This window comes from Ruegeria marisflavi, assembly GCF_025673445.1.
GTDB classification, from domain to species: Bacteria; Pseudomonadota; Alphaproteobacteria; order Rhodobacterales; family Rhodobacteraceae; genus Ruegeria_B; species Ruegeria_B marisflavi.
The window spans coordinates 70,118-93,787 of the sequence record NZ_JAOVQN010000019.1; the positions used below are offsets into that span (position 1 = coordinate 70,118).

The following is a 23,670-nucleotide window of genomic DNA, read 5'->3' on the forward strand; positions in this document are numbered from 1 at the left end:
GCGGCGGGGGCAGAGCCCCCCACAACGAAGAATAACCGCCCCGGCCCGCTCTCTCCCTCGGGCCGGGGCGCATGGCGTCAGCCGCGCGAGACCTTGATCTTCTGCGCCGCGGCCGGGGCCTCCTGGACCCGTTTTGGCACGCGGACGTGCAGCACGCCATCCTTCATCCTGGCTTCCGCCTTGGCGCCTTCGGCATCCTCGGGCAGGCGGAACGAGCGGCGGAACGCGCCATACTGGCGCTCGGAAAAATACCAGGTGTCACCCTTCTTCTCTTCATGGGTCTTCTTCTCGCCCCTTATGGTGACGACGCCATTCTCGACGGTCAGTTCGATGTCATTTTCCGAGACGCCGGGCAGTTCCATCGAGATGTCATAGGCCGCGTCATTGCCTGAGGCTTCGGTCGCAGGGCTCAGCCAATCGGCCAGTTTTGCACCAAAGGTACGAAACGGGTCATAGAGCGATGGCCAGAGGCCAGCGTGATCGGATTTTTCAACCATGGTCGGTCCTCCTTTTTCCGTTTGGTCCGAGTCTTGCACGGCGCGCGCCCGCGCGCCTTGATCCGGCGCAAATTCGCAGCGCGATCTTGCGCCTTTGCCGCCCTGCCGCCATGGTGCGCGGCAACAAGGAGAAAGACGTGATGACCCTGAGCGACCTCGACGATCTGCTGGCCGCCCGCCATTCCTGCCGGGCGTTCCGCGCCGACCCGGTGCCGCGCGCCGATATCGAGCGGATCGTGTCCACCGCGCGGCGGGTGCCGAGCTGGTGCAACGCGCAGCCCTGGCAGCTTGTGATCACCAGCGGCGCCGAGACCGACGCGTTCCGGGCTGCCCTGATGGAGGAAGTGCAGCGCGGCACAGCAAAGCCCGACCTTGCCTTTCCCTCCGGCTATTCCGGTGTCTACCAGGATCGCCGCCGCACCTGCGGTTGGGCCTTGTACGAAGCGGTTGGCGTGGAAAAGGGCGACCGCGCCGGCTCGGCGGCGCAGATGATGAAGAATTTCTCGCTGTTCGACGCCCCCCATTGCGCCATCGTTTCCAGCCCGGCCGAGCTGGGCGGTTATGGCGCGATGGATTGCGGCGGTTTTGTCACCGCCTTCACGCTCGCGGCACAGGCGCTGGGGGTGGCGACCATCCCGCAGGCGGCGGTCGCCTCTTATGCACCGTTCCTGCACCGCTATTTCGGGATTGGCGAGGACCGGCTGATCCTCTGCGCCATCTCGTTTGGCTATTCCGACACCGGGCATCCGGCGAACGCGTTCCGGACGGAACGTGCCCCCTTGGCCGAGTTCGTCGAATGGCGGGGCTGAGGCGCCCCGCGGTCCTGTGCTGTGGCGAGGCGGTGGCCGATCTTGTCCCCGCCACGCTGGCGGACGGCAGCGCGGGGTTTCGTCCCGTCGCGGGCGGGGCTGCCGTCAATACCGCGATCACGCTTGCCCGGCTGGGTGTTCCAGCCGGCTTTGTCGGCGGGCTGTCGGACGACCCGATGGGCCGGATGCTGCGCGAGCAGATGGAGGCAGCGGGCGTAAACCTGGCCCTGGCGCAGCGGCGGGCAGAGCCCGCGACACTGGCCCTCGCCCACTCTTTGCCGGATGGCACCCGGTTCGACCTCTATGACCAAGGCAGCGCAGGGCGCGTCTTTGACGATGCGCCGGAGGTGCCTGAGACGGCACGCGCGCTGGTTTTTGGTGGTATCAGCCTGATCCACGATCCGGCCGCAACCACGTTCGAGGCGCTGGCGGCGCAGGCAACAGACCGATTGATCTGGCTCGACCTCAACATCCGGCCCGGGCTTGTCACCGACGCGGTCTCCTATCGCGCCCGGCTGAGCCGGTTGATGGCGCGGGCCGATGTCGTCAAACTGTCGGACGAGGACCTTGCCTGGTGGGGAGAAGTGCCGGACGTACGCCCCGATCAGTTGCGGATCCTGAGCCATGGCGCGCGCGGGGCCACCGCGCGTCTGGGCGGAACGGAAATCACCCTGCCCGCCCCCAGTGTCGTGGTTGCCGATACGGTCGGCGCGGGCGATGTACTGAACGCGGGCTGTCTGGCCTGGCTCTGGCAGTCGGACCTGCTGGAGACCCCGCTGAGCCTGGACCGGTCCGATCTCGAAGCGATGCTGACCCATGGCATCCGCGCCGCCGCGCTAAGCGTGACACGCCCCGGCGCGGCCGCCCCAACCCGGGAGGAACTGCTGACATGCGTGCCCTGATCCAACGAGTGGCCCATGCCTCGGTCACGGTCGAGGGGGAGAGAATCGGCCAGACCGGGCTGGGTCTTTTGATCCTGATCTGCGCGATGGCAGGCGACGGCGAGGCGCAGGCGGACCTGCTGGCCGCCAAGATCGCGCGCCTGCGCATCTTCAAGGATGAGGCGGGCAAGATGAACCGCTCGGTTCTGGATATCGGCGGCGGGGCGCTGGTGGTGAGCCAGTTCACCCTGGCCGCCGACACCTCGCGCGGGAACCGTCCGGGGTTCTCGTCCGCCGCGCCCCCTGCCGAGGGCGAGCGACTTTATGAATACTTCGCCGCGCAGCTTGCCGCGCAGGGCGTGCCGGTGGAAACCGGGCGGTTTGGCGCCGACATGAAGGTCGAGCTGCTCAACGACGGACCCGTTACCATATGGATGGAAGCATGATGACCGAAGAGGATATGGCGCGCGCGATCTGGCAGGCCGGGGTGAACGCGGTCGGGGGCTATGCCGCGACCGCCGCCGCGCTGGAGGGCATGCCGCGCCCGGATCGCATACTGGCCGTGGGCAAGGCGGCGGCGAGCATGGCACGGGCCGCGCTCGACCACTTCGGGCCGGTGCCCTGTCTGGTGGTGACGAAGGACGGCCATGGCGCCGACCTGCCGGGGACGGCCCAGTTGATAGAGGCATCGCATCCGGTGCCGGATACGCGCAGCCTGGCCGGTGGCCGGGCGCTGCGGCAGGCGGTCGAGGCGATGGATGCGGGCAGTCACTTGTTGCTGCTGGTGTCGGGCGGGGCCTCGTCACTGGCCGAGGATCTGGTGGAAGGCAAGACGCTGGACGATCTGGCGGCGCTGAACCGGGCGATGCTGGCCGAGGGGCTGGATATCACCGCGATGAACACGCGGCGGCGGCAAATATCGCGGATCAAGGGCGGCGGCTTGCTGGCCGCGTTCAAGGGCGCCCGGGCGGATGTGCTGGCGATTTCCGATGTGCCGGGCGACGATCTGATGGTGATCGGCTCGGGGATCGGGGCGCGGCCTGCCAACCCGGCCTTTCGGGGCGCGGCAAAGATCATCGCGTCGAACGCTATTGCAAGGGCAGCGGCGGCGGCCAAGGCGCGTGAGCTGGGTCTGGCGGTGCAGGGTCAGGAAGAGGCGCTGCACGACGATCTCTTCGTTTTAGCGGGCCAGATTGGTCCCCGCCTCTGCGCCCTGCCCGCCGGTGTGCTGGTGCTGGGCGGCGAGCCCACCGTGGTGCTGCCGCCCGATCCGGGCCGAGGCGGCCGCAACCAGGGGCTGGCGCTGGCGCTGGCGCGCGGGATCGCCGGGCAGGAAAACCTGTGTGTTGTTGTCGGTGGCACCGACGGCACCGACGGCCCGACCGAGGCTGCGGGCGGCATTGTCACCGGACAGACCTGGGGTCCGGGCGCGGCCGAGGCGCTGGCCGCCGCCGACAGCGGCAGTTGGCTGGAGCAGCATGGCGCCTTGCTGACAACCGGTCCCACCGGCACCAATGTGATGGACCTGCTGGTCGCAGTTCGCGCCTGAACCGTCGCATTCCTGCTCAGATTCCCGCGAACGCTCTGAAAGAGTTCGGCCATGACCACGACCAATGCCCTGCGCGAGATCGAAGAACTGGCCGACATGGGCATCACCCTGTCGGATGGCACACGGCTGTCGGCCCGGGTCTGGCGCCCGGCTGACAGCGGCACCGACCCGGTGCCCGCGATCCTGGAATACCTGCCTTATCGCAAGCGCGACGGCACCTGTGCCCGCGATGCGTTGACCCATCCCTGGATGGCCAAGCGCGGCTATGCCTGCATCCGCGTCGATATCCGCGGCAATGGCGACAGCCAGGGGGTGATGGAAGACGAGTACACCCAGCAGGAGCTCGACGACGCGGTCGAGGTGATCCACTGGCTGGCGGAGCAGCCCTGGTGCAGCGGTACGGTCGGCATGATGGGGATCAGCTGGGGCGGGTTCAACTCGCTCCAGGTCGCGGCGATGCAGCCCGACCCGCTGAAGGCGATCATCACGCTCTGCTCGACCGTGGACCGTTATGCCGAGGATATCCATTTCAAGGGCGGATGCCTGTTGAACGAGAACCTGGGCTGGGGCGCCACCATGTGGTGTTTCTCATCCCGCGCGCCCGACCCGGCGCTGGTGGGCGAGGCCTGGCGCGAGATGTGGCTGGAGCGGCTGCGGGCGCAACCCTTCCTGCCCGAGATCTGGTTGCAGCATCAGACGCGCGACGCCTATTGGCAGCATGGCTCGATCTGCGAGGATTTCAGCTCGATCAAGACGCCGACGCTGGCGATCAGCGGCTGGGGTGACAGTTACATGAACACGGTGCCGCAACTGGTCGACAACCTGGACACCGTGGTCAAGGGGATCAACGGGCCGTGGATCCACAAATACCCGCATTTCGCCATCCCCGGCCCCCGCATCGGGTTCCTGCAAGAGGCGCTGCGCTGGTGGGACCGCTGGCTGAAGGGCATAGAGAACGGCGTCGAGGATGAGCCCGATTACCGCGCCTATGTGATGGACGGGATCGCGCCCGAGACCAAGAGCCTCTACCGCCCCGGGCGATGGATCGCGGAGCAAACCGGCTCCACCCGCCACCTGCCGGTGGAGACGCTGCATCTGACCGACACCGGGCTGGGTCCCAAAGGATCGCTGACCGCCCAGGTCAGAACCCCGCTGCACGCGGGCATGGATTGCGGCGAATACGGGTCGTTCTTTGCCGGCCCGGAACTGCCCGGCGACCAGCGGCTGGACGATGCGCTGTCGGTGACCTTCGACAGCGCCCCCCTGCCCCAGCGGATGGATATCGTCGGCGCCCCACGTATCCGGCTGCGGCTGAGTTCCGACAAGCCGCAGGCGCAGATTGCGGTGCGGCTGAACCATGTGCTACCCGACGGCACCTCGGCCCGGATTACATATGGCGTCCTGAACCTGACTCATCGCGACAGCCATGCGGCACCGCAGGCGCTGGAGCCGGGGCGTATTTATGACATCGCCTTTGACCTCGACCATATCGGGTATCGCGTGCACGCCGGGCACCGGCTCAGAGTGGCGGTGTCGTCCTCCTACTGGCCGATGATCTGGCCCTCGCCCGAACGGACCTGCCTGACACTGCACGAGGCCGCCATCGACCTGCCACAGCGTCCGGCGGGCGAGGCCGACGAATGGGTGTTCCCACCCGAGGACGCGGACCCGCCCTGGGACACCCGCACCCTGCGAGAAGCATCGAACATCCGCCGCACCGAAATCGACAAGGCCAGCGGTGAAGTCCGCCTGATCATCGTCGATGACAGCGGTCTGGTGGAGGACACGAGCCATGGCGCCGTTTCGGGCACCATCGCGCGAGAAACCTGGGTGATTCACCCCGATGACCCGCTCTCGGCCCGCGGCATCTGTCACTGGACCAGTGAAACGGGACGCGGCGACCTCAGGCTGAGAACGGAAACGACCTGCGAAATGTGGTCGGATGCGGAGTATTTCCACCTCAAATCGGGCATTTCCGTATTCGAAAACGACACGCTATTGTATCAAAACGACAAGGTTTCACGAATCAGGCGCGACATGGCCTGAGGGACGAGGGAATGGCGAGAGGACATTCACGCTTGCCCAGTCCGACGAAATACGCAAACGTTGATTCACCAGTCAACAAAAACGGCGCGCAAAGCGCCCAACCACTCAACCGGGAGACTTCGATGAAGGAACAACTAGATTTCATGGCCGGCCGCGTGACCGCAGGCCAGATGACCCGCCGCGAATTCATGGGCAAGGCCGCCGCATTGGGCGTGTCGGCCGCCGTGGCCAGCTCGATCTTTGCACAGGCGGCACGGGCCTCGGAACCCAAGCGCGGCGGCGTGGTCAAGCTTGGCTCGGTCGGCGGTGAATCGACCAACTCGCTCGATCCGGCAACCTATGCCAGCCAGGTCCCCTATCACAACGGCAACCAGTTCGGCGACACGCTGGTGCAGGTGGCCGCCGACGGTACGATCGAGAACCGCCTGGCCGAAAGCGTCGAGGCCAGCGCCGACGCCAAGACCTGGACCTTCAAGATCCGCCAGGGCGTCGAATTCCACAACGGCAAGACGATGACCGCCGAGGACGTACTGAAGACGATGCAGCGCCATTCGAATGAGGATTCGAAGTCCGGTGCCCTTGGCATCATGAAGGGCATCGAATCGATGAAGGTCGACGGCGACTACTTCCACGTTACCCTGGGCGACGCCAACGCCGACCTTCCCTATCTGATGGCCGACTATCACCTGATCATCCAGCCCGATGGCGGTATGGACGATCCGGGCGCGGGCATCGGCACCGGCCCCTACAAGATGGACGTGAACGAGCCGGGCGTGCGCCATGTCTATTCGAAATTTGCCAACTACTGGGCAGATGACGCCTATTTCGACGGTGTCGAGATCCTTGTCATCAACGATGCCACCGCACGGACCGCAGCACTTCAGTCGGGCCAGGTACACATCATCAACCGCGTCGAGCCCAAGGTCGCGGGCCTCTTGAGCCGCGCACCGAACCTGACCGTGCATTCGACCCCGGGCCGCGGCCACTATGTGTTCATCATGCATGTGGACAAGGCGCCGTTCGACAACAAGGATCTGCGCCTGGCGCTGAAATACGCCATCAACCGCGAAGAGATGGTTGAAAAGATCCTGCGCGGCTATGGCTCGGTAGGCAACGACATGCCGATCAACGCGGCCTATCCGTTGTTCGACAGCGCGATCCCGCAGCGCGAGTTCGACCTGGCGAAAGCGGCCGAGCACTACAAGGCATCCGGTCACGACGGCTCGCCCATCGAACTCCGTGTGTCGGATGTGGCCTTCCCCGGCGCCGTCGACGCCGCCGCGCTGTTCCAGCAGACCGCGTCCGCCGCTGGCATCCCGCTGGAGATCAAGCGCGAGCCCGGCGATGGCTACTGGTCCGAGGTCTGGAACGTGCAGCCCTTCTGCGCCTCGTACTGGGGCGGGCGTCCGGTGCAGGACCAGATGTATTCGACCGCGTACCTGTCCACGGCAGACTGGAACGACACCAAGTTCAAGAACGCCGATTTCGATGCGATGCTACTGCAGGCCCGCGCCGAACTGGATCCGGCCAAGCGCAAGGAAATCTACTCGAAGATGGGTATGATGCTGCGCGATGAGGGCGGCCTGATCTGTCCGATGTTCAACGACTTCGTGGACGCGACCAGCAACACGTTGGCCGGCTGGGAAACTGACCCCAACGGCGAGCTGATGAGCGGTCAGGTTACCCGCAAAATGTGGTTCGCCTGATCCGGGTCCGGCAGCATGCACCCGATCGTGAAACTTGTGTCCCAGCGCCTTGCGCTGGGACTCATGCTCCTCTTTGGCGCTTCGGCCCTGATTTTCGGCCTGACCGAAGCCCTTCCCGGAGACGCCGCGCAAGCCGTCCTGGGTCAATCCGCAACCCCCGAGTCCCTGGCGAACCTTCGCGAGGAAATGGGCCTCGACCGTCCTGCGCTGACGCGCTATTTCGAATGGCTGGGCGGCATTCTGCAAGGCGATCTGGGCAAATCGCTGACCAACAAGCTCGACATAGCTGAATCGGTCGGCGGCCGTCTGGGCAACACGCTATTCCTCGCCTTCTGGGCCGCAATCGTGTCGGTGCCGCTGGCGATTTTCCTGGGTCTGCTCGCTGTGCGCTATCGCAACCGCTGGCCCGACAAGGTGATCTCGGCGGTGACGCTGACCACCATTTCCATCCCCGAATTCCTGATCGGCTACGTTCTGGTCTATTTCGTCGCGGTGAAGCTGGGCATGTTCTCGCCGCTGGCGATGATCAATGACAGCATGAGCCTGGGGCAGAAGCTGAACTCCATCGCCCTGCCGGTGATCGTGCTGACCATGGTGGTGCTGGCGCATATGATGCGGATGACCCGCGCCGCGATCCTGAACGTGATGCAATCGGCCTACATCGAAACTGCCGAGTTGAAGGGGCTGACCAACTTCAAGATCATCTATCGCCACGCCTTTCCCAACGCGATCGCGCCGATCGTCAACGTGGTGATGCTGAACCTCGCCTATCTGGTGGTGGGCGTCGTGGTGGTCGAGGTGGTGTTCGTCTATCCCGGCATGGGGCAGTATCTGGTCGATCACGTGACCAAGCGTGACGTGCCGGTTGTGCTGGCCTGCGGGGTCATCTTTGCCGCGATCTATATCGGCCTGAACATGGTCGCCGATATCGTTGCCATTCTGGCCAATCCCAGACTGAGGCATCCGAAATGAAGAACATTCCAATTTCTGCCGCCATCGGTCTTTTCCTGACGGCGATGTATTTCATCGGGGCGATCTTTGCCCCGCTTCTGGCTCCCTATGGCATGGCCGAGGTGGTGGGCGATGTGTGGGAGCCGTCGAGCAGCGAGTATCTGTTGGGCACCGACAATATCGGCCGCGACCTGCTGAGCCGGATGATCTATGGCGGGCGCACCACCATCTTTGTCGCCACCATGGCCACCATCCTCAGCTTTACCACCGGGTCGATCCTGGGCTTTCTGGCCGCCGTGCTGGGCGGCTGGGCCGATCAGTTTATGTCGCGCACGGTCGATCTGATCATGTCGATCCCCTCGCTGATCACCGCCCTGGTGGTGCTGGCCATGGTACCGGTGACCATTCCCGTGCTGATCTTGGTGATGGGCTTTCTCGACGCCACACGCGTCTATCGCCTGGCCCGCGCCGTGGCGGTCGACATCAACGTGATGGATTATGTCGAGGCCGCCAAGCTGCGCGGCGAAGGCCGTGTCTGGGTGATCTTTCGCGAGATCCTGCCCAACGCCCTGTCACCGCTGGTGGCCGAGCTGGGCCTGCGCTTCATCTTCATGGTGCTGTTCATCTCGACCCTGTCGTTCCTGGGCCTGGGCGTGCAACCGCCGCTGGCCGACTGGGGCGGCATCGTGAAAGAGAACAAGGACGGCATCGTCTATGGCATCGGCGCGGCGCTTTATCCCGCCGTGGCCATCGCCACCCTGGCCATCTCGGTCAACCTGGTGGCCGACTGGGTGCTGAACCGCACCACATCGCTGAAAGGAGGCCGGGGATGAGCGAACCGCTTCTCAAGGTCCGTGGCCTCAAGATCGGCGCCACCGTCTATCCGCCGGGCGAAAAGCCCCATGATATCGAAATCGTGCACGGGGTCGATTTCGACCTCGAGCGCGGCAAGGTGCTGGGGCTGATCGGCGAATCCGGGGCCGGCAAATCGACCATCGGGCTGGCCTCGATGGCCTATGGCCGCGGCGGTGTGAAAATCACCGGCGGCGAGGTCTGGGTCAACGGGCGCGACATCCTCAAGACCTCGCTCAAGGATATCCGCGGCTTGCGCGGCGGCGAGGTCACCTATGTCAGCCAGTCGGCGGCAGCCTCGTTCAACCCTGCCCGCAAGATCATGGAACAGGTGATCGAGGCGGCAGTGGAACAGAAGAAGTTCACCAAGAAAGAGGCCGAGGCACGGGCACGCGCCCTGTTTGCCAAGCTGGGCCTGCCCGATCCGGACAATATCGGCGAGCGCTATCCCCACCAGGTCTCGGGCGGGCAGTTGCAGCGGTGCATGACGGCGCTGGCGCTGTGCCCCGAGCCCGATCTGGTGGTGTTCGACGAACCCACCACGGCGCTGGACGTCACCACCCAGATCGACGTGCTGATGGCGATCAAGGACGCGATCCGGGACACCGGCGTTGGCGCGCTCTACATCACCCACGACCTGGCGGTGGTGGCGCAGGTGAGCGACGACATCATGGTGCTGCGGATGGGCGACATGGTCGAATATGGTGAGACCGACCAGATCATCAACCGCCCGCAGGAAGAGTACACACAGGCGCTGGTCTCGGTCCGCTCGATCAACCATGAGGAAAAGCAACCGACCCCCGAGCCGGTGCTGTCGGTGACTGGTATCTCGGCCCGGTACAAGGGGCTGGCCTTTGACGTGCTGCACAACGTGACCGTCGACCTGCACCCCGGCCAGACGCTGGCGGTGGTGGGTGAAAGCGGCTCGGGCAAGTCGACGCTGGCGCGCGTGATCACCGGCCTGTTGCCGCCGCGCGAGGGCGAGATCACCTTTGCCGGGCGGACACTCAGCCGCGATCTGGCCGGGCGTTCGCGCGAGGATCTGCGCGAATTGCAGATGATCTACCAGATGGCGGATGTGGCGATGAACCCGCGCCAGACCGTGGGCACCATCATCGGGCGGCCGCTGGAGTTCTATTTCGGCATGCGTGGCGCGGAAAAACGCAAGCGCATCATCGAATTGCTCGACGAGATCGAGATGGGCGAGAAGTTCATCGACCGTTATCCGGCGGAACTGTCGGGCGGCCAGAAACAGCGAGTGTGCATCGCAAGGTCGCTGGCGGCCAAGCCAAGGATGATCATCTGCGACGAGGTCACCAGCGCGCTGGATCCCCTTGTGGCGGACGGCATCCTGAAACTGCTGCTGGACCTGCAAAAGATCGAGAACGTGGCTTACCTGTTCATCACCCATGATCTGGCGACGGTCAAGGCGATCAGCGACTCGATCGCGGTGATGTATCAGGGCCGGGTGGTGCGCTATGGCTCGAAAAGCCAGGTGCTGAGCCCGCCGTTCGACGACTATACCGACCTTTTGCTCAGCTCGGTTCCCGAGATGCGGCTGGGTTGGCTGGAAGAGGTGGTGGCCCATCGCAAGATGGAAAGCGCCGGCAACTGATCGCGCTGGAAAACGCAAAAAGGCCAGGAACCTTGGCGGGTCCCGGCCTTTTTCGTGTCGCGGCCCGCCTAGGCCGCCGTCTGTCCCTGTGCGATGGCCTGAACGGCGGCGGCGGTCAGCGGCTGGCCACCGATGGCCCAATCGCCCTCTTCCACCTCGACAACCCGGACCCATGTGTAGGGGCGCATGTTCTCGCCTTCGACGGCGATCATCGCCTCGGTCACGCGGCGCACCATGTCCGCCTTCTGTTCGGGGGTGAACACGTTCTTGATCACGTCAACGGTTACGAGCGGCATCTGGTTTTCCTCCTCTGTGCCTGACCGGTTCGCCCGGTCGATATGAGGACGTTACGAAAGATGCATTCCGCGCTATAGTTCAGGACCTGTAGCAAAGCACTACAGATTCAGAAGAAACGCACTACAGAAACTGCACTGAACAAGAAACCGGGGTTACCGTCATGCAATACGGCCAGTTCTGTCCCATCGCCAAGGCAACCGAAATTCTCGGCGAGCGCTGGACCATCCTGATCATCCGCGAATTGCTGATGGGCGCGCGCCGGTTCAACGAGTTGCAGCGGGGATTGGGCGATATCTCGCCCTCGCTGCTGACGGCACGGCTGAAGTCGCTGGAAGAGCAGGCCATGATCACACGTCGCCGTATTCCGGGGCAGAAGGGGTACGAGTACCATCCGACCCCGGCTTGCGAAGCACTGATGCCGGTCCTGTTCAACTTGGGCGAATGGGGCATCTGCTGGGCCAAGCACACGATCCTGGACCAGGATTTCGATGCCGAGTTCCTGCTGTTCTACCTGGAGCGCAGCATCGATACGTCCAAGCTGCCGGGTCAGGTGGCGGTGCTGAAATTCCGGTTTGCCGATCTGGTGGAACAGCAGGATTGGTGGCTGGTGGTGCGCGGTGACCGGACCGAGGTCTGCCTCAAGGATCCAGGCATGGATGTCGATGTGTTCTTCAACTGCACCGTGCGCACAATGGCGGATGTCTGGATGGGTGACCGCACCTATCGCGAGGCCATGCGCGCGGGCGACATGGATATGCAGGGCGACCCGGCGCTGACCCGCAATGTCACGCAGTGGCTGCGCCCCAGCATCTTTGCCGAGAGCCCGCGCGAGGCGCAGACCGCCTGACCGCCGGGTCAGAAATCCAGCTTGGCGCCCACGATCAACGTGTGCGAGCGCACCCCGTCATCGGCCACGACCGTGGGCATGATGAGCGGCACGAACCCGTCGTTGAACATGTACTCGGCCCCCAGTCGGAAATGCGGGTTCATCTGCATCTCGACCCCCAGAATGACCTGGTCCATCTTCTCCCAGCGGGTGCCGTCGGCCCCCTGCACGCCGCGGCCGGCGCTGAGCGAATAGGTGGTCGGCTTGCCCAGCAGCATGGAGCGGTAGCGCCCCTGCAACGTCATCGCACGTACCGAATGGCCGGTTGCGGGCCAGGTGTTGGTCGTCTCGGTGAATTCAGCCACCACGTCGAAGTTTTGCCCGCTCAGCGTGGCATTCAGGTCATAGGCGCTGTTCCAGACCCGGTTGATCGCGGCAGTCGGCGGATGGTGCGCGATGGTGCTGTCATAGATCGTGCCACGCAGGAACCCGCCACCCAGGGTCAGATCCAGGTCATTGCCGATATCCAGCCGGTGCGACACGTTTATCGCGTAGTTTTCGTAGTCGCCGTCATTGTCCGGGGTGTTGACCACCCGAAGCCCCTGGTGGCCGGGGATCAGGCCGAACCTGGCCAGGGTGCGGTCACTGAAATAGACCAGTTCAATCAGAGGATCCTTTGTCTGAGCCCAGAAATCGTGGTTCGAGTGACTATGAGTGAACGGCGCATAGGTCGCGAGATTGCCGAAGTTCGCCGTCTCGCGCCCGAAGGCCAGGTAACAGGGAGAGACGTTCAGGTCTCCGATGGCAATCCAGTACATGCGCAGCTGGATGTCGTCCTGACCGGGATATTCGACCACGGTATATTTACCCTGCACAAACGCGGTCACCATCGGCAGGATGAGCGTTGCGTTAGCGTGATCTCGTTGACCACGCCTTAGGTGTCGGATGTGCCGGGCTTGTGGGTGAGCGGCAGCCGGGACTGGATCGGGTACTTGCCCGCGGCATTGGTGTTCTCATGTCGCGCGATGCCCCACGCACGCCCCCAAGGGTCGGCAATCACAAAAAAAATGTGAGATCATCTATCGAAAACAACTTATTGAACTTGAGCGGTTTTGCGAATGCCCGCTGGAAGAATGACTGAACGTTTCTGACGTTCCGGGTTTCCTTTCCGGCGCAAACGGGCATGACTTTCCGGGCAGAGCCGGTCAGGCTCGAATCGACCGCAGATGACCAACGCAGGACCCCAGTATGAACCGCAAGCTTCTCCTCATCATTCTCGACGGTGTCCCCTATCGGAACTTTCGCCGGTTGTTCGGCAATCTCGAGGGTTGGGTGGATAGAGGCGAGGCGCGGGTTTGGAAACACCGCGCGGTGCTGCCCTCGACCTCAGCCAGCTGCTATGCCTCGATCCACACCGGCGTCAGCCCGCAAGAGCATGGCTGCACCGGCAACGGCAACGTGTTCCGCCTGTCGCACAAGGACGTCTTCAGCCAGGTGCGCGCAGGCGGCGGCGTGACCGGAGCGGTCACGCACAGTTTCTGGTCGCAGTTCTTTAACCGCCACCCGTTCGATTACGTCCGCGACATCGAGTATGACGAACCCGAAAGCCAGACCATCAACCATGGCCGGTTCCACACCATGACCGGATACGGGCATGACAATCAGATGACGCCCTCGGACGTGGACCTGTTCGCGACGCTGACCAACCTCTGCCTGCGGTTCGGGCTCAACTATGGTATCCTGCACACCTGCACGCTGGACAGCATGGGGCACCGGTTTTACCACGAATGCGACGAAATGGACCACGCCTGTTTCGTGATGGACGAGATGCTGGCACCCTTCATTCCGCGCTGGCGGCAGCTGGGCTATGAGGTGATCGTCACTGCCGATCACGGCCAGGACGAGCGCGGCCATCACGGCGGGCGCGGCCCCTTGCAGCAGGAAACCGCGCTTTACTACTTTGGCGATGCCGAGGGGCCCGACGCTGAGACCGTGATCGACCAGTTGCAACTGGCGCCCACTATCCTCGGCCGTTTGGGCGCGCCTATTGCAGAAACGATGAAAGCCGCAAGCTTTTTGAAATGATCCGCTGCCTGTGGCCGGGCACAGAACCCGGTCACCCGCGCCGACAAACAGGCGGTCTGGCCCCCTGTCGCTCTATTCCCTCGCCGCGATGGCCTGCACCTTGACCTTGCCGCCAAAGGGCAGACGGGCCGCCTGGTAGACTGTCCGCGCTGGCCGATGGCCAGGGGCAAACAGCGTCGCGAAAAGGGCGTTCACCTGCGGAAGATCATCAAGATCGGCAAACGCCAGATCGACATACACGATGTCCGATGGGGAAAACCCTGCGGCTTCTGCGATCCGGAAGACGTGACCAAATGCGATCTCTGCTTCCTCACGCGCGGTTCCGGGAATGTAACCCCCGGGGCCAACCGAAAGCTGACCGCTGATCCAGCACGTGTTTCCGACGACAACTGCATTGCTGATCGGCGAGGGAGATTCAGGTACCCCGGCGACATCGACAATGTATTCACGAGTCATTTGATCCTCCTTGTGTGGATAGTCCTACGGTATCGGTTCGCAGTCCAAGGGCTGGCAAGACGGGCCAAGCGCCCAGGGCACGTATGCGGCAGTGATGGCAAAAAGCGTAGTGTCTTCGGGAAACAGCCGGGGCTGTCCTGTCCGTCCTAGTCGTAGGGCCAGAGCCCCTGCCCCAGCGCCTCGATGGCGACGGTGATCCGTTCGAAACTGTCCTGCGCGCGCGTGACCGAGCCGCGGGCACGCAGGTAACCGTGGATCAGCCCTTCTTCGTTGATCCAGGCGGCGCGGCCACCGGCGGATGTGATCGCCTCGCAATACATCCGCCCGTCATCGCGCAGCGGATCGCAATCGGCGGTGATGACCACGGTGGGCGGCAGGTTCGCAAAATCGTTGTCGGACAGGGGCGCCCAGGTCGGATCGCCCGCCGGACGGGGACCATCGAAGCGGATGCCCTGATAGAATTCCACATCCGCGGCGGTCAGCATCGGCGCCTCGGCGTGTTCAGCGTAAGACGGCGCCTCGCCACTGGCGGCCAGGACCGGATAGATCAGTACCTGCCCCAGGATGGATTTCGACCGGCCGCGCACCGCATGCGCGACCGCCGCCATCAGATTGCCGCCAGCACTGTCCCCGGCCAGCACGATGGGGTCGCGAAACTCGGCCTCGGCCCATTCCACCGCTGTCCGGCAATCGTTGAACTGGACCGGGTGGCAATGCTCGGGGCAAAGCCGGTAATCGACAGCAACCACGCGATATCCTGTCTGGGCGCAGATCTCGGCGCAGACATCGTCATGACTGTCGAGACCGCCCAGGATGAACCCGCCGCCATGGGCATAGACAACGGTGCGCGTGGGATGCCCCGCCCAATAGACGCGGACCGGCACGCCGTTTGCGTCCCGGTCCTCGGTTTCGACCCGATCCGGCCGCCCCCGGTAAAAGGCGCGGCACATGCTGTCATAGACCCGCCTCTGCCCTTCGATGTCCAGCGTGACGGCATCGTCGGGATAGCTCTCGGCGGTTTGCCGGATGAACGCCCAGGTTTCCGCGTCGATCAGCCGGCTGTAATCCATATGTTCCCCGTTCAGGCTGCCCATTCCCAGGGTCGCGTATAGGCGCCCAGGACCTTTGCCACATCCTGTTCCGAGCTTCCCTTGGCGTCAAGCTGCGCAACAAGGCCGCGCTTCTTGTCGTCGATGACAGACACCACGCGGGCCGCGACCCCTGCGTCGGCCAGAGCACCGTTATAGACCCGGGTGATGGCATTCTTGCGCAGGTCGGGCTTGAACACCTTGCCCACCGCCGTCTTGGGCAGTTCCGGCAGGATGGTCATGTGCTTGGGATGCGCGGCGCGCTCGTGGACATGCACCTTGCAGTATTCCAGCAACTCGGCCTCGGTCGCGGTGGCACCGCCCACCAGCTCGACAAAGGCGCAGGGCACCTCGCCCGCATGGGCATCGGGCTGGCCGATGGCTCCGGCAAAGGCCACCGCCGGATGACCCAAGAGCGCCTCTTCGATCTCGGCAGGGTCGATATTGTGGCCGCCACGAATGATCAGGTCCTTGGCCCGGCCGGTGATCCAGAGATAGCCGTCCGCATCGAACCTGCCCAGATCGCCGGTGCGCAGATGGGTGCCGTAGTAGAAGAGGTCCTTGTTCTTGTCCTCTTCGGTATAGGTATGACCGGCATAGACGCCGGGGTTCGAAATGCAGATCTCGCCGATCTCATCCACCGCGCATTCCGCCGGGCCGTCGGGCGTGCCCTTGATGATCTTGACGTCGGTATAGGGGAACGGGATGCCGATCGAGCCGATCTTCTTTTCACCGTCGACCGGGTTGCAGGACACCAGACAGGTCGCCTCGGTCAAGCCGTAACCTTCGACGATGGTGACGCCGGTCGCTTCCTCGAACCGGCGGAACAGTTCCACCGGCAAGGGGGCCGAGCCCGAAAACGCGGTCTTGACCGACGAGATATCGGCATCGACCGGGCGCTGCATCTTGGCCGAGATAGCGGTCGGCACGGTGATGATAAAGGTCACCTTCCAGCGCTCGATCAGTTTCCAGAAATTGTCGAACACCCCGTCGCCGCGATAGCCAGCAGGCGTCGGGAACACCACATGCGCGCCCGACGAGATCGCCGCCATCATGATGACGTGGCAGGCGAACACATGGAACAGCGGCAGCGGACACATGATGGTGTCCTGTTCGGTAAAGAGCAGCGTGTGCCCCAGCCAGCCATTGTAGATCAGGCCAGAATACTTGTGCTGGGCAACCTTGGGCATGCCGGTGGTGCCGCCGGTATGGAAATAGCAGGCCACACGGTCATGGGTCGCGTCCGCAAACTGCAACTCGGTCGGCTGCTTCTTCAACTCCCTGTTGAAGTTCAGATAATCGGCATGGGCCAGGTGCTCCTTGTCCGCCATCTTGGGGCGTACCAGCGGCACGATCCAGGATTTCGGCGGCGTCAGGTAGCGGTTCAGATCGACCTCGAGTACTGTGGTCACATGCGGCGCGTGGCGCACCGCCTCGGCCACTTTTTGCGCGATATCAGTCTTGGGGAAGGGTCTGAGCGTGACCACCACCTTGGCATTGGTCTCGCGCAGAATCGCGGCGATCTGCTCGGGCTCCAAGAGCGGGTTGATCGGGTTCGCGATGCCAGCGATCGCGCCACCCAGCAGGGTGATCAGCGTCTCGTTGGTGTTGGGCAGCACATAGGCCACGACATCCTTTTCCCCGACGCCCAACTTGCGGAACAGGTTGGCCGCCTGGTTTGTCTTGGCCAGAAGTTCTGACCAGGACAAAGATTCCGCCTTGTCGGTCGGGCCGGACAAAAGCTGGTAGCTTATCGCGCTCCGGTTCGGGAATTTTCCGGCTGTCCGCGACAGAAGCTGGTGCAGTGTCACCGGGACATCCCGGTCCTCCCACGGCATTTCGTTTTCAAGACGCGCGCGATCTTCGAGCCCGGCAAACGGCATTTGCGTTCCTCCCCTGCGCCCGTTGTCCGGGCCATTCCATCCTTAATCCCAAGATGCTTAGAAACGCCTCTCGGTGCAAGGAGGCGCATAGAGGTAACACAGATGTAAAACCCGCGTGACGTCGCGATAAAAGGTCAAGTGACGCTGCGGCGCGACAGGGTTACTCAGCGGCAAGCCCATCAGTGAACTGGAGCCGCGCCAGCCGGGCATATAGCCCGCCGCCCGCGACCAGTTCGTCATGGGTGCCCTGGGCGACGATGCGACCCACCTCGAGAACCACAATACGGTCGGCCTTTTTCACCGTCGCAAGGCGATGCGCCACGATCAGCGTGGTACGGTCGGCGCTCAGCCGTTCCACCGCCTGCTGTACCGCGCGCTCGCTTTCGGCATCCAGCGCCGAGGTCGCCTCGTCCAGGAGCAGCACCGGCGCGTCTCGCAGGATGGCGCGGGCGATGGCGATGCGCTGTTTCTGACCGCCCGACAGCATCACGCCGCGTTCACCCACGAAACTGTCATAGCCTTCGGGCAGCGCCGCGATGAAGTCATGCGCGGCGGCGGCGCGGGCGGCGTCTTCGACCTCGGCATCGCTGGCCGAGGGGCGGCCAAAGCGGATGTTCTCGCGCGCCGAGGCGGCGAAGATCACCGGATCCTGCGGCACCAGCGCGATATGGCGCCGGAAATCGGCGCGTGACAGCGCGGTCAGGTCCTGCCCATCCAGCAGCACCCGGCCCGATTGCGGGTCATAGAACCGCTGGATCAGCTGGATCACCGTGGTCTTGCCTGCGCCCGAGGGGCCGACAAAGGCCACCGTCTCGCCCGGCTGAACGGTCAGGCTCATGCCGTCAAGCGCCACCTGATCGGGCCGCGCCGGATAGCGGAAGCTCACATTTTCAAAGGTGATTTCGCCCCGCACCGGCAGTGCCAGCGTCGTCGGGGCCGCGGGATCATTCACCGTATCGTCGGTATTAAGCAGTTCCACCAACCGCTCGGTCGCGCCTGCGGCGCGTTGCAGTTCACTCCAGATCTCGGACAGCGCCGCCACCGCGCCCGCCATGATCACCGAATAGATCACGAACTGGATCAGAGTGCCCTCGGTCATGAGGCCCGCACGCACGTCGTTGGCCCCCATCCACAATACGCCCACAATGCCCGAGAACACGAGGAAGATGACGATCACCGTCAGAACCGCCCGCGTGGTGATGCGGCGGCGCGAGACGTCATAAGCGGTTTCGGTCACCTGCGCAAAGGCCGCGCGACTGGCGGTTTCGTTGGTATAGGATTGCACGGTCTGTACCGCGCCCAGCGCCTCGCCCGCGTTGCCCGAACTGGCGGCGATCCAGTCCTGGTTCTCGCGGCTGATGGAGCGCAGGCGGCGGCCTAGCACCAGGATCGGGACCAACACCAGTGGTATTATCAAAAGGACCATCGCCGTCAGCTTGGCCGAGGTCAGCAACATGAGGACAAGGCCACCGACGAACATCAGCAGGTTGCGCAACGCTATCGATGCGGACGAACCAAGAACCGACTGGATCAGAGTGGTATCGGTGGTGATCCGGCTCAGCACCTCGCCGATCATGATGCGCTCGAAGAACTCGGGGCTCATGCCGATGACGCGGTCAAACACCGCCTTGCGGATATCGGCGACCACGCGTTCGCCTAGCCGGGTGACAAGCGTGTAGCGCAGCCCGGTGCCCAGCGCCAGCACAGCAGCGATACCAAGCGCGGCCATGAAGTAGACATCCAGCATATCACCGTTTTCAATACGGAAATTGTCCACCACCCGACGCACCGCCAAAGGCAGGACCAGCGATGTCGTGGCGGTCAGGACAAGCGCCGCCAACGCGCCGAACATCAGCGCCTTGTAGGGCGCGATGAACGGCCAGAGCGAGGCCAGCACCCCCACTTTGCGCGAGGTTGCGCGCTGTTCGGTCGCGCCGGGAGCCGGATTTGATCGTGCCATTCGGTGTGCCGTCCTGCCTGTGCGTCTGTCTTCCCGCATCGGCGGGTCTAGGCTCAGCTTCTTGGCCTCGTCCAAGCCCGGGGTCAAGCAATCAACGCGCGAAAGGCGGAATTGACGCAAGTTTCCCAGCCTCATCAGGGATCAAACCGCAACCGGCGAATTGACCGTTTTGTACCCGCAGCGGACCTTCGTTTGACCGTTTTGTACAGTGAAATACGTGGTTCCTTTGATACCGACGAGCGGGCCCGACCGGACCAGACCCACCGTTCCTCCGCCCAGATTTCCATGGTTTGACTTACGCCAGTCGCGGCGATGCCCACACGGAATGTTTCGCCCGCTTGGTGTACTCGGAAAGGTGCACCGGACGAGTTTAGCGGCAAAATGGCGGAAAGGGTTCTCTGGAGCGGGCGACGGGAATCGAACCCGTATCTCTTGCTTGGAAGACTACAGTTTAAATCCAGAAAAAAGTCTATTTATCAATAATATAGAAGATAAAGGTTGGACAAATTGTAGGTAATGTGTCGGAAAAGAATTTTTGGAGCGGGCGACGGGAATCGAACCCGTATCTCTTGCTTGGAAGGCAAGGGTCTTACCATTACACAACGCCCGCTCGACGCTCACCGGTACTATTCCATTGAATTTCGGGCGTCAAGTTAGGAACGACAAACTCCCTGAAGGCTTCGAAAAGACTTGTATGTCCTTGACCGAAAAGCGCCAGAGTCAAACGGGCATCCAACGAAGCTTCGAGCCCCCTGCCCCGCTCCGGGGTACCAAGCCGACACCTACCTTAAATCTCATTTCTCTTTGTGCTGTCATTCGCACCGTTTGGAGACTGGACAGAGTCACTCGTCTCTGGCGCAATGGCGGCATGCGTCACCTGTTTGCACTCTGTTTTGCCCTCTGCGCCTTGCCTTTGGCGGCACAGCAGATGGTCGAAGTCGATGTCGAGCTGGTCCTCGCTGTAGACGTTTCCCGTTCCATGACACCCGACGAGCTGGACATTCAGCGCCGTGGCTACGCGGCCGCCCTCTCCAGCGATGTGGTCTACGGGGCAATTCGTGGCGGCATGATTGGCAATATTGCGGTTACATACGTGGAATGGGCCGGAGAAAGTTCTCAAACCGTGGTTGTGCCCTGGACCCTGATCGACAGTCGCGAAGCCGTCGAAGAGTTCGCACGCCGTCTGACGGCCTGGAGCAGCCCGGGGATGCGCCGCACCTCGATATCCGGCGCACTGCTGTACAGCGCGGATATGTTCGAAGCCAATCGCTTCACCGGCCTGCGCCGGGTGATCGACATCAGCGGCGACGGTCCCAACAACCAAGGTCCACCCGTTACTCAAGCGCGCGATCGGGTCCTTTCGAAGGGCATCACCATCAATGGCTTGCCCCTGATGACACAGGACGAAATGTCCTCGACCTGGGGCATTCCCGACCTTGATGTCTATTACACCAACTGCGTTGTGGGCGGTCCGGGCGCGTTCGTCGTTCCCGTATTCAGCTGGGATCAATTCGCTGCGGCCGTGCGCCGCAAACTGGTTCTCGAAATTGCCGGGCAAGCCCAGCGCCCCGAAGCGACGATCCGAAAGGCGCAGGCCTATGATTGCCTCATCGGAGAGAAGGTGTGGCAGCGCAACCGCAGATACTTTGACCTGCCCTAGATTAGGCACCCGGGGTCTGTCCATTACACACCGCCGGGTCAGCGTGTTACCGCAATGATATCAATTTTGTGCGCCCAAGCGCGCGTCTTTCAGGTAGAGGAGATTTTCAATGACAAAGCCGCAAGCCGTGATCATTGGCGTGGGCGATGGCCTGTCCGCAGCTTTGGTGCGCAATCTCACAGCTGACTATGCGCTGACACTGGCTGCCAGAAGCTCCACCAAGATGGCCGTTCTCGCGAGGGAACTGGATGCCCGCATTGTGACGCTGGATGCCACTGATGAAGCCGCTGTGGCCTCCCTCTTCGACAGTCTTCCGACCCCGCCACGGGTCGTGATCTACAATCCTTCGGCGCGCGTTCGGGGACCGATTTCGGAATTGTCGGCTGACGATGTGCGCAAGGCGATCGAGGTCACGGCAATCGGCGCGTTCCTTGCTGGCAAACATGCCGCGCGCCACATGCTGGAAGCGCCCCCTGTCGACGGGGTACGCGGGACGATCCTGTTCACAGGCGCATCTGCCGGCGTCAAGGGCTTCCCTCAATCGGCCCCTTTCGCGATGGGCAAGTTCGCCCAACGGGGGCTGGCCGAGAGCATGGCGCGCGAGCTGCATCCGCAAGGCATCCATGTGGCCTGGGTGAATATCGACGGAGCGATCCTGAACCCCGGGAGAACGGAACCGTTCGACAAGCCCGGCTCGATGCTGCGGCCCGAAGGCATTGCCCGCACCTATCGACATCTTATCGATCAGGACCGGAGCGCCTGGACCAATGAAGTCGCGGTGCGACCTTGGGTGGAGACCTTCTAGAGAGCCGTTGACACCGCATCCTAGTTCGGTCGACTACCGATGAACTAAGCAAAATCGGTGATCTGTGCTTCTGCGCAACAATTTGGGAGACGACATTCTTTGCGATGCAAATGCACGGTCACGGATTTCAGCGAGGCACTCTCTAAATCCCCACGAATGGATGGGCCGCGACGATCACGATTGGGAATGGCGACAAGCTACGAAATCGAACTACTCGTCAAAATTGGAATTCCTTCTGACATCGCCTTGGGCGGTCTTCAAATAGCGAAGCGGGGATCTTTTGGGCGATGCCGAAAGGCTACGAAACCGCCCTGCCCACCTCAGGCTGGTTTACTTTGCCAGCGCCGGTCAGAACCGCTGTCCCAGAGAGATATAGAGATAATCTTCGCCCTCATCGTTCACGGCAAAATCGAGCGCGTAGTCCAGACCGAACTTCTTGGATAACCTGAACCGCAGGCCGGCTCCAATGGCGGCACCGCCGGCGGCGTCTGACATTTTACCCAGATCGTCCCCGCCAATCCCGTAGCCGGCGAAGAGAACATAGCCAAACCGGCTCTGGCCAAATCGGTCGCGGTACTCGGCTTGGATCGAAGCGGAGTAGTCACGGATGTTGTCGGTGGCGGGAAAGCCGCGCATGGCGTCGACCATGCCGACACCGCAGGCATCGAAGAACGGTGCCGACGCGGAGGCGCCGCAGACCACGCCGCGTGCAGCTATGACAGCGTCATTTTTCAAAGACCAGTATTGCGCCGCGGAGAGGATCGCTTTTGAATACAGCCGATTTGGTGTCGTGACATTTCCGTCAAACAGCGTTCCCCTGTCACGGGCGTGGAAGAGCGACAGTTTGGTAAGATCACCGGTGGTGGGATAGAACGTATCGTCGCGCGTGTCCCATTGGAACTTAAGACCGAGAATGCCAACTTCGACACCGAGATCCGGCAGCAGGTTAGGCGGAATAGTTGTCGAGTTAATTGCGATCGTCGAGTCGAGATAACTCAGTGATCCGGTAACAGAGAATGCAGGCGAAAAATTGTAGCCCAGTTCCAGGTTCGCGACTGTTGCCAACTGGTCGAGTGGCAGGCGGGATGTGCCCGTTGGCAACGTAACCGGAAGATCGTAATTGAGGCGCGCGTCCCCGTAGACGAGGCCGAGCGTCCAGCGGCCATCGGCAAAATTCACAACGCCTCCGAACCCGTATCCTTCGCTGCCATTCGAGGATTTCATTTTCGCGGCACCAAAACCGGAGGGCCGCGAGCCTGGAATAGTGAAGAGATAGCCCGCGCCAAGTGTCAGGCCACTTTCCAGAACCGGGTTGGAGAATGGGATGGGCGCTACGATGAAAGATCCTGCCTTTACTCCGGATTCAGTGCTGACGGCTGCAGAGATATCTTTGCCTTCGACCCCGGCGACGGAACTGACCTGGGCGATGGCAGTGGTTGTCGCGACTGCAATCCACAGCACAATAAGAGCTAGTTTAGGAAAGATGCTCATGCCTGTCTCATGTTCGAAATCCCTGTCCTTGCGCGGCGGCATTTCAGCTGATTTGTATTCAGCATAGCAGATGAGTTATGGTCTCGAAGCCTTGGAATGGTGCAGCTGGTAGTATCTTACAGCCCGGTTGGAAGCTATTGCTGATCCGGGCTGTATCATCGTCAACAAGGCGGTGGCGGACCACGTCAAAGGAAAAACCGAACTCTACTTTCA

The 23,670-nt window shown here is 62.7% G+C and carries 21 protein-coding genes and 1 tRNA gene; 13 read left to right on the forward strand and 9 right to left on the reverse strand.

Features of this window, described 5'->3' with window-relative positions; all coding sequences use genetic code 11:
- Positions 1–77: 77 nt before the first annotated feature.
- The gene (locus OEZ49_RS17330; protein ID WP_263389491.1) at positions 78–497 is read right to left on the reverse strand and encodes an Hsp20/alpha crystallin family protein; all 420 of its coding nucleotides are present in this window, start codon (positions 495–497) and stop codon (positions 78–80) included.
- A gap of 140 nt (positions 498–637) precedes the next feature.
- Between OEZ49_RS17330 and OEZ49_RS17335 the strand changes: the two genes are divergently transcribed.
- The 9 genes from OEZ49_RS17335 to OEZ49_RS17375 all read left to right on the forward strand — a co-directional run bounded on the left by OEZ49_RS17335 (position 638) and on the right by OEZ49_RS17375 (position 10,906).
- Positions 638–1,306, forward strand: a complete 669-nt coding sequence (locus OEZ49_RS17335; RefSeq protein WP_263389492.1) for a nitroreductase — start codon at positions 638–640, stop codon at positions 1,304–1,306.
- Positions 1,294–2,208 carry a carbohydrate kinase family protein gene (locus OEZ49_RS17340; RefSeq protein ID WP_263389493.1) on the forward strand — a complete coding sequence of 305 codons (915 nt, stop codon included), beginning with the start codon at positions 1,294–1,296 and terminating at the stop codon, positions 2,206–2,208. The genes OEZ49_RS17335 and OEZ49_RS17340 overlap by 13 nt, the downstream gene beginning before the upstream one ends.
- Positions 2,196–2,633 carry a D-aminoacyl-tRNA deacylase gene (dtd, locus tag OEZ49_RS17345; RefSeq protein WP_263389494.1) on the forward strand — a complete coding sequence of 146 codons (438 nt, stop codon included), beginning with the start codon at positions 2,196–2,198 and terminating at the stop codon, positions 2,631–2,633. Before OEZ49_RS17340 ends, dtd begins: the two co-directional genes overlap by 13 nt.
- Positions 2,633–3,736, forward strand: a complete 1,104-nt coding sequence (locus tag OEZ49_RS17350) for a DUF4147 domain-containing protein (RefSeq protein WP_263389495.1) — start codon at positions 2,633–2,635, stop codon at positions 3,734–3,736. The genes dtd and OEZ49_RS17350 overlap by 1 nt, the downstream gene beginning before the upstream one ends.
- Positions 3,737–3,787: 51 nt before the next feature.
- Complete coding sequence (locus tag OEZ49_RS17355; RefSeq protein ID WP_263389496.1) at positions 3,788–5,782, forward strand: CocE/NonD family hydrolase; 1,995 nt, start codon at positions 3,788–3,790, stop codon at positions 5,780–5,782.
- 122 nt (positions 5,783–5,904) lie between these two features.
- On the forward strand, positions 5,905–7,488 hold the full coding sequence (locus OEZ49_RS17360) for an ABC transporter substrate-binding protein (protein ID WP_263389497.1): 1,584 nt from the start codon (positions 5,905–5,907) through the stop codon (positions 7,486–7,488).
- Between the two features lie 15 nt (positions 7,489–7,503).
- Positions 7,504–8,460: an ABC transporter permease gene (locus OEZ49_RS17365; protein WP_263389498.1), complete on the forward strand. Its 957-nt coding sequence runs from the start codon at positions 7,504–7,506 to the stop codon at positions 8,458–8,460.
- Positions 8,457–9,272, forward strand: a complete 816-nt coding sequence (locus OEZ49_RS17370; RefSeq protein WP_164128393.1) for an ABC transporter permease — start codon at positions 8,457–8,459, stop codon at positions 9,270–9,272. Before OEZ49_RS17365 ends, OEZ49_RS17370 begins: the two co-directional genes overlap by 4 nt.
- Positions 9,269–10,906: an ABC transporter ATP-binding protein gene (locus OEZ49_RS17375; protein ID WP_263389499.1), complete on the forward strand. Its 1,638-nt coding sequence runs from the start codon at positions 9,269–9,271 to the stop codon at positions 10,904–10,906. The genes OEZ49_RS17370 and OEZ49_RS17375 overlap by 4 nt, the downstream gene beginning before the upstream one ends.
- A 68-nt stretch (positions 10,907–10,974) precedes the next feature.
- Here OEZ49_RS17375 and OEZ49_RS17380 read toward each other — a convergent pair whose 3' ends face one another.
- Positions 10,975–11,202: a tautomerase family protein gene (locus tag OEZ49_RS17380; protein ID WP_164128395.1), complete on the reverse strand. Its 228-nt coding sequence runs from the start codon at positions 11,200–11,202 to the stop codon at positions 10,975–10,977.
- A 161-nt stretch (positions 11,203–11,363) separates the two neighbouring features.
- Between OEZ49_RS17380 and OEZ49_RS17385 the strand changes: the two genes are divergently transcribed.
- Positions 11,364–12,050, forward strand: coding sequence for a winged helix-turn-helix transcriptional regulator (locus tag OEZ49_RS17385; RefSeq protein WP_263389500.1), 687 nt, complete (start codon positions 11,364–11,366; stop codon positions 12,048–12,050).
- 8 nt (positions 12,051–12,058) lie between these two features.
- On the opposite strand, the gene OEZ49_RS17390 is transcribed toward OEZ49_RS17385, so the two are convergent.
- The gene (locus OEZ49_RS17390; protein WP_263389501.1) at positions 12,059–12,904 is read right to left on the reverse strand and encodes a hypothetical protein; all 846 of its coding nucleotides are present in this window, start codon (positions 12,902–12,904) and stop codon (positions 12,059–12,061) included.
- A gap of 373 nt (positions 12,905–13,277) precedes the next feature.
- On the opposite strand from OEZ49_RS17390, the gene OEZ49_RS17395 reads away from it, so the two are divergent.
- Positions 13,278–14,114, forward strand: a complete 837-nt coding sequence (locus tag OEZ49_RS17395) for an alkaline phosphatase family protein (RefSeq protein ID WP_263389502.1) — start codon at positions 13,278–13,280, stop codon at positions 14,112–14,114.
- Positions 14,115–14,186: 72 nt separating this feature from the next.
- Here the strand turns inward: OEZ49_RS17395 and OEZ49_RS17400 are convergent, their stop codons facing one another.
- From OEZ49_RS17400 to OEZ49_RS17420, 5 genes are all read right to left on the reverse strand, one after another.
- Positions 14,187–14,570 carry a RidA family protein gene (locus tag OEZ49_RS17400; protein ID WP_263389503.1) on the reverse strand — a complete coding sequence of 128 codons (384 nt, stop codon included), beginning with the start codon at positions 14,568–14,570 and terminating at the stop codon, positions 14,187–14,189.
- 146 nt (positions 14,571–14,716) lie between these two features.
- Positions 14,717–15,640, reverse strand: coding sequence for an alpha/beta hydrolase (locus OEZ49_RS17405; protein ID WP_263389521.1), 924 nt, complete (start codon positions 15,638–15,640; stop codon positions 14,717–14,719).
- A gap of 11 nt (positions 15,641–15,651) precedes the next feature.
- Positions 15,652–17,541: an acyl-CoA synthetase gene (locus OEZ49_RS17410; RefSeq protein WP_263389504.1), complete on the reverse strand. Its 1,890-nt coding sequence runs from the start codon at positions 17,539–17,541 to the stop codon at positions 15,652–15,654.
- A gap of 160 nt (positions 17,542–17,701) precedes the next feature.
- Entirely contained in the window at positions 17,702–19,501 is a 1,800-nt protein-coding gene (locus OEZ49_RS17415; RefSeq protein ID WP_263389505.1) for an ABC transporter transmembrane domain-containing protein, read from the reverse strand.
- 536 nt (positions 19,502–20,037) lie between these two features.
- Positions 20,038–20,111: transfer RNA gene (locus tag OEZ49_RS17420), tRNA-Gly, on the reverse strand.
- An 84-nt stretch (positions 20,112–20,195) separates the two neighbouring features.
- Here OEZ49_RS17420 and OEZ49_RS17425 point away from each other — a divergent pair.
- Positions 20,196–21,161: a DUF1194 domain-containing protein gene (locus OEZ49_RS17425; protein ID WP_317853185.1), complete on the forward strand. Its 966-nt coding sequence runs from the start codon at positions 20,196–20,198 to the stop codon at positions 21,159–21,161.
- A gap of 109 nt (positions 21,162–21,270) precedes the next feature.
- Positions 21,271–21,966 (forward strand): SDR family NAD(P)-dependent oxidoreductase, encoded by a 696-nt coding sequence (locus OEZ49_RS17430; RefSeq protein ID WP_263389506.1) that lies wholly within the window; start codon positions 21,271–21,273, stop codon positions 21,964–21,966.
- A 348-nt stretch (positions 21,967–22,314) separates the two neighbouring features.
- On the opposite strand, the gene OEZ49_RS17435 is transcribed toward OEZ49_RS17430, so the two are convergent.
- Positions 22,315–23,457: a BamA/TamA family outer membrane protein gene (locus OEZ49_RS17435; protein ID WP_263389507.1), complete on the reverse strand. Its 1,143-nt coding sequence runs from the start codon at positions 23,455–23,457 to the stop codon at positions 22,315–22,317.
- Positions 23,458–23,670: the final 213 nt, after the last annotated feature.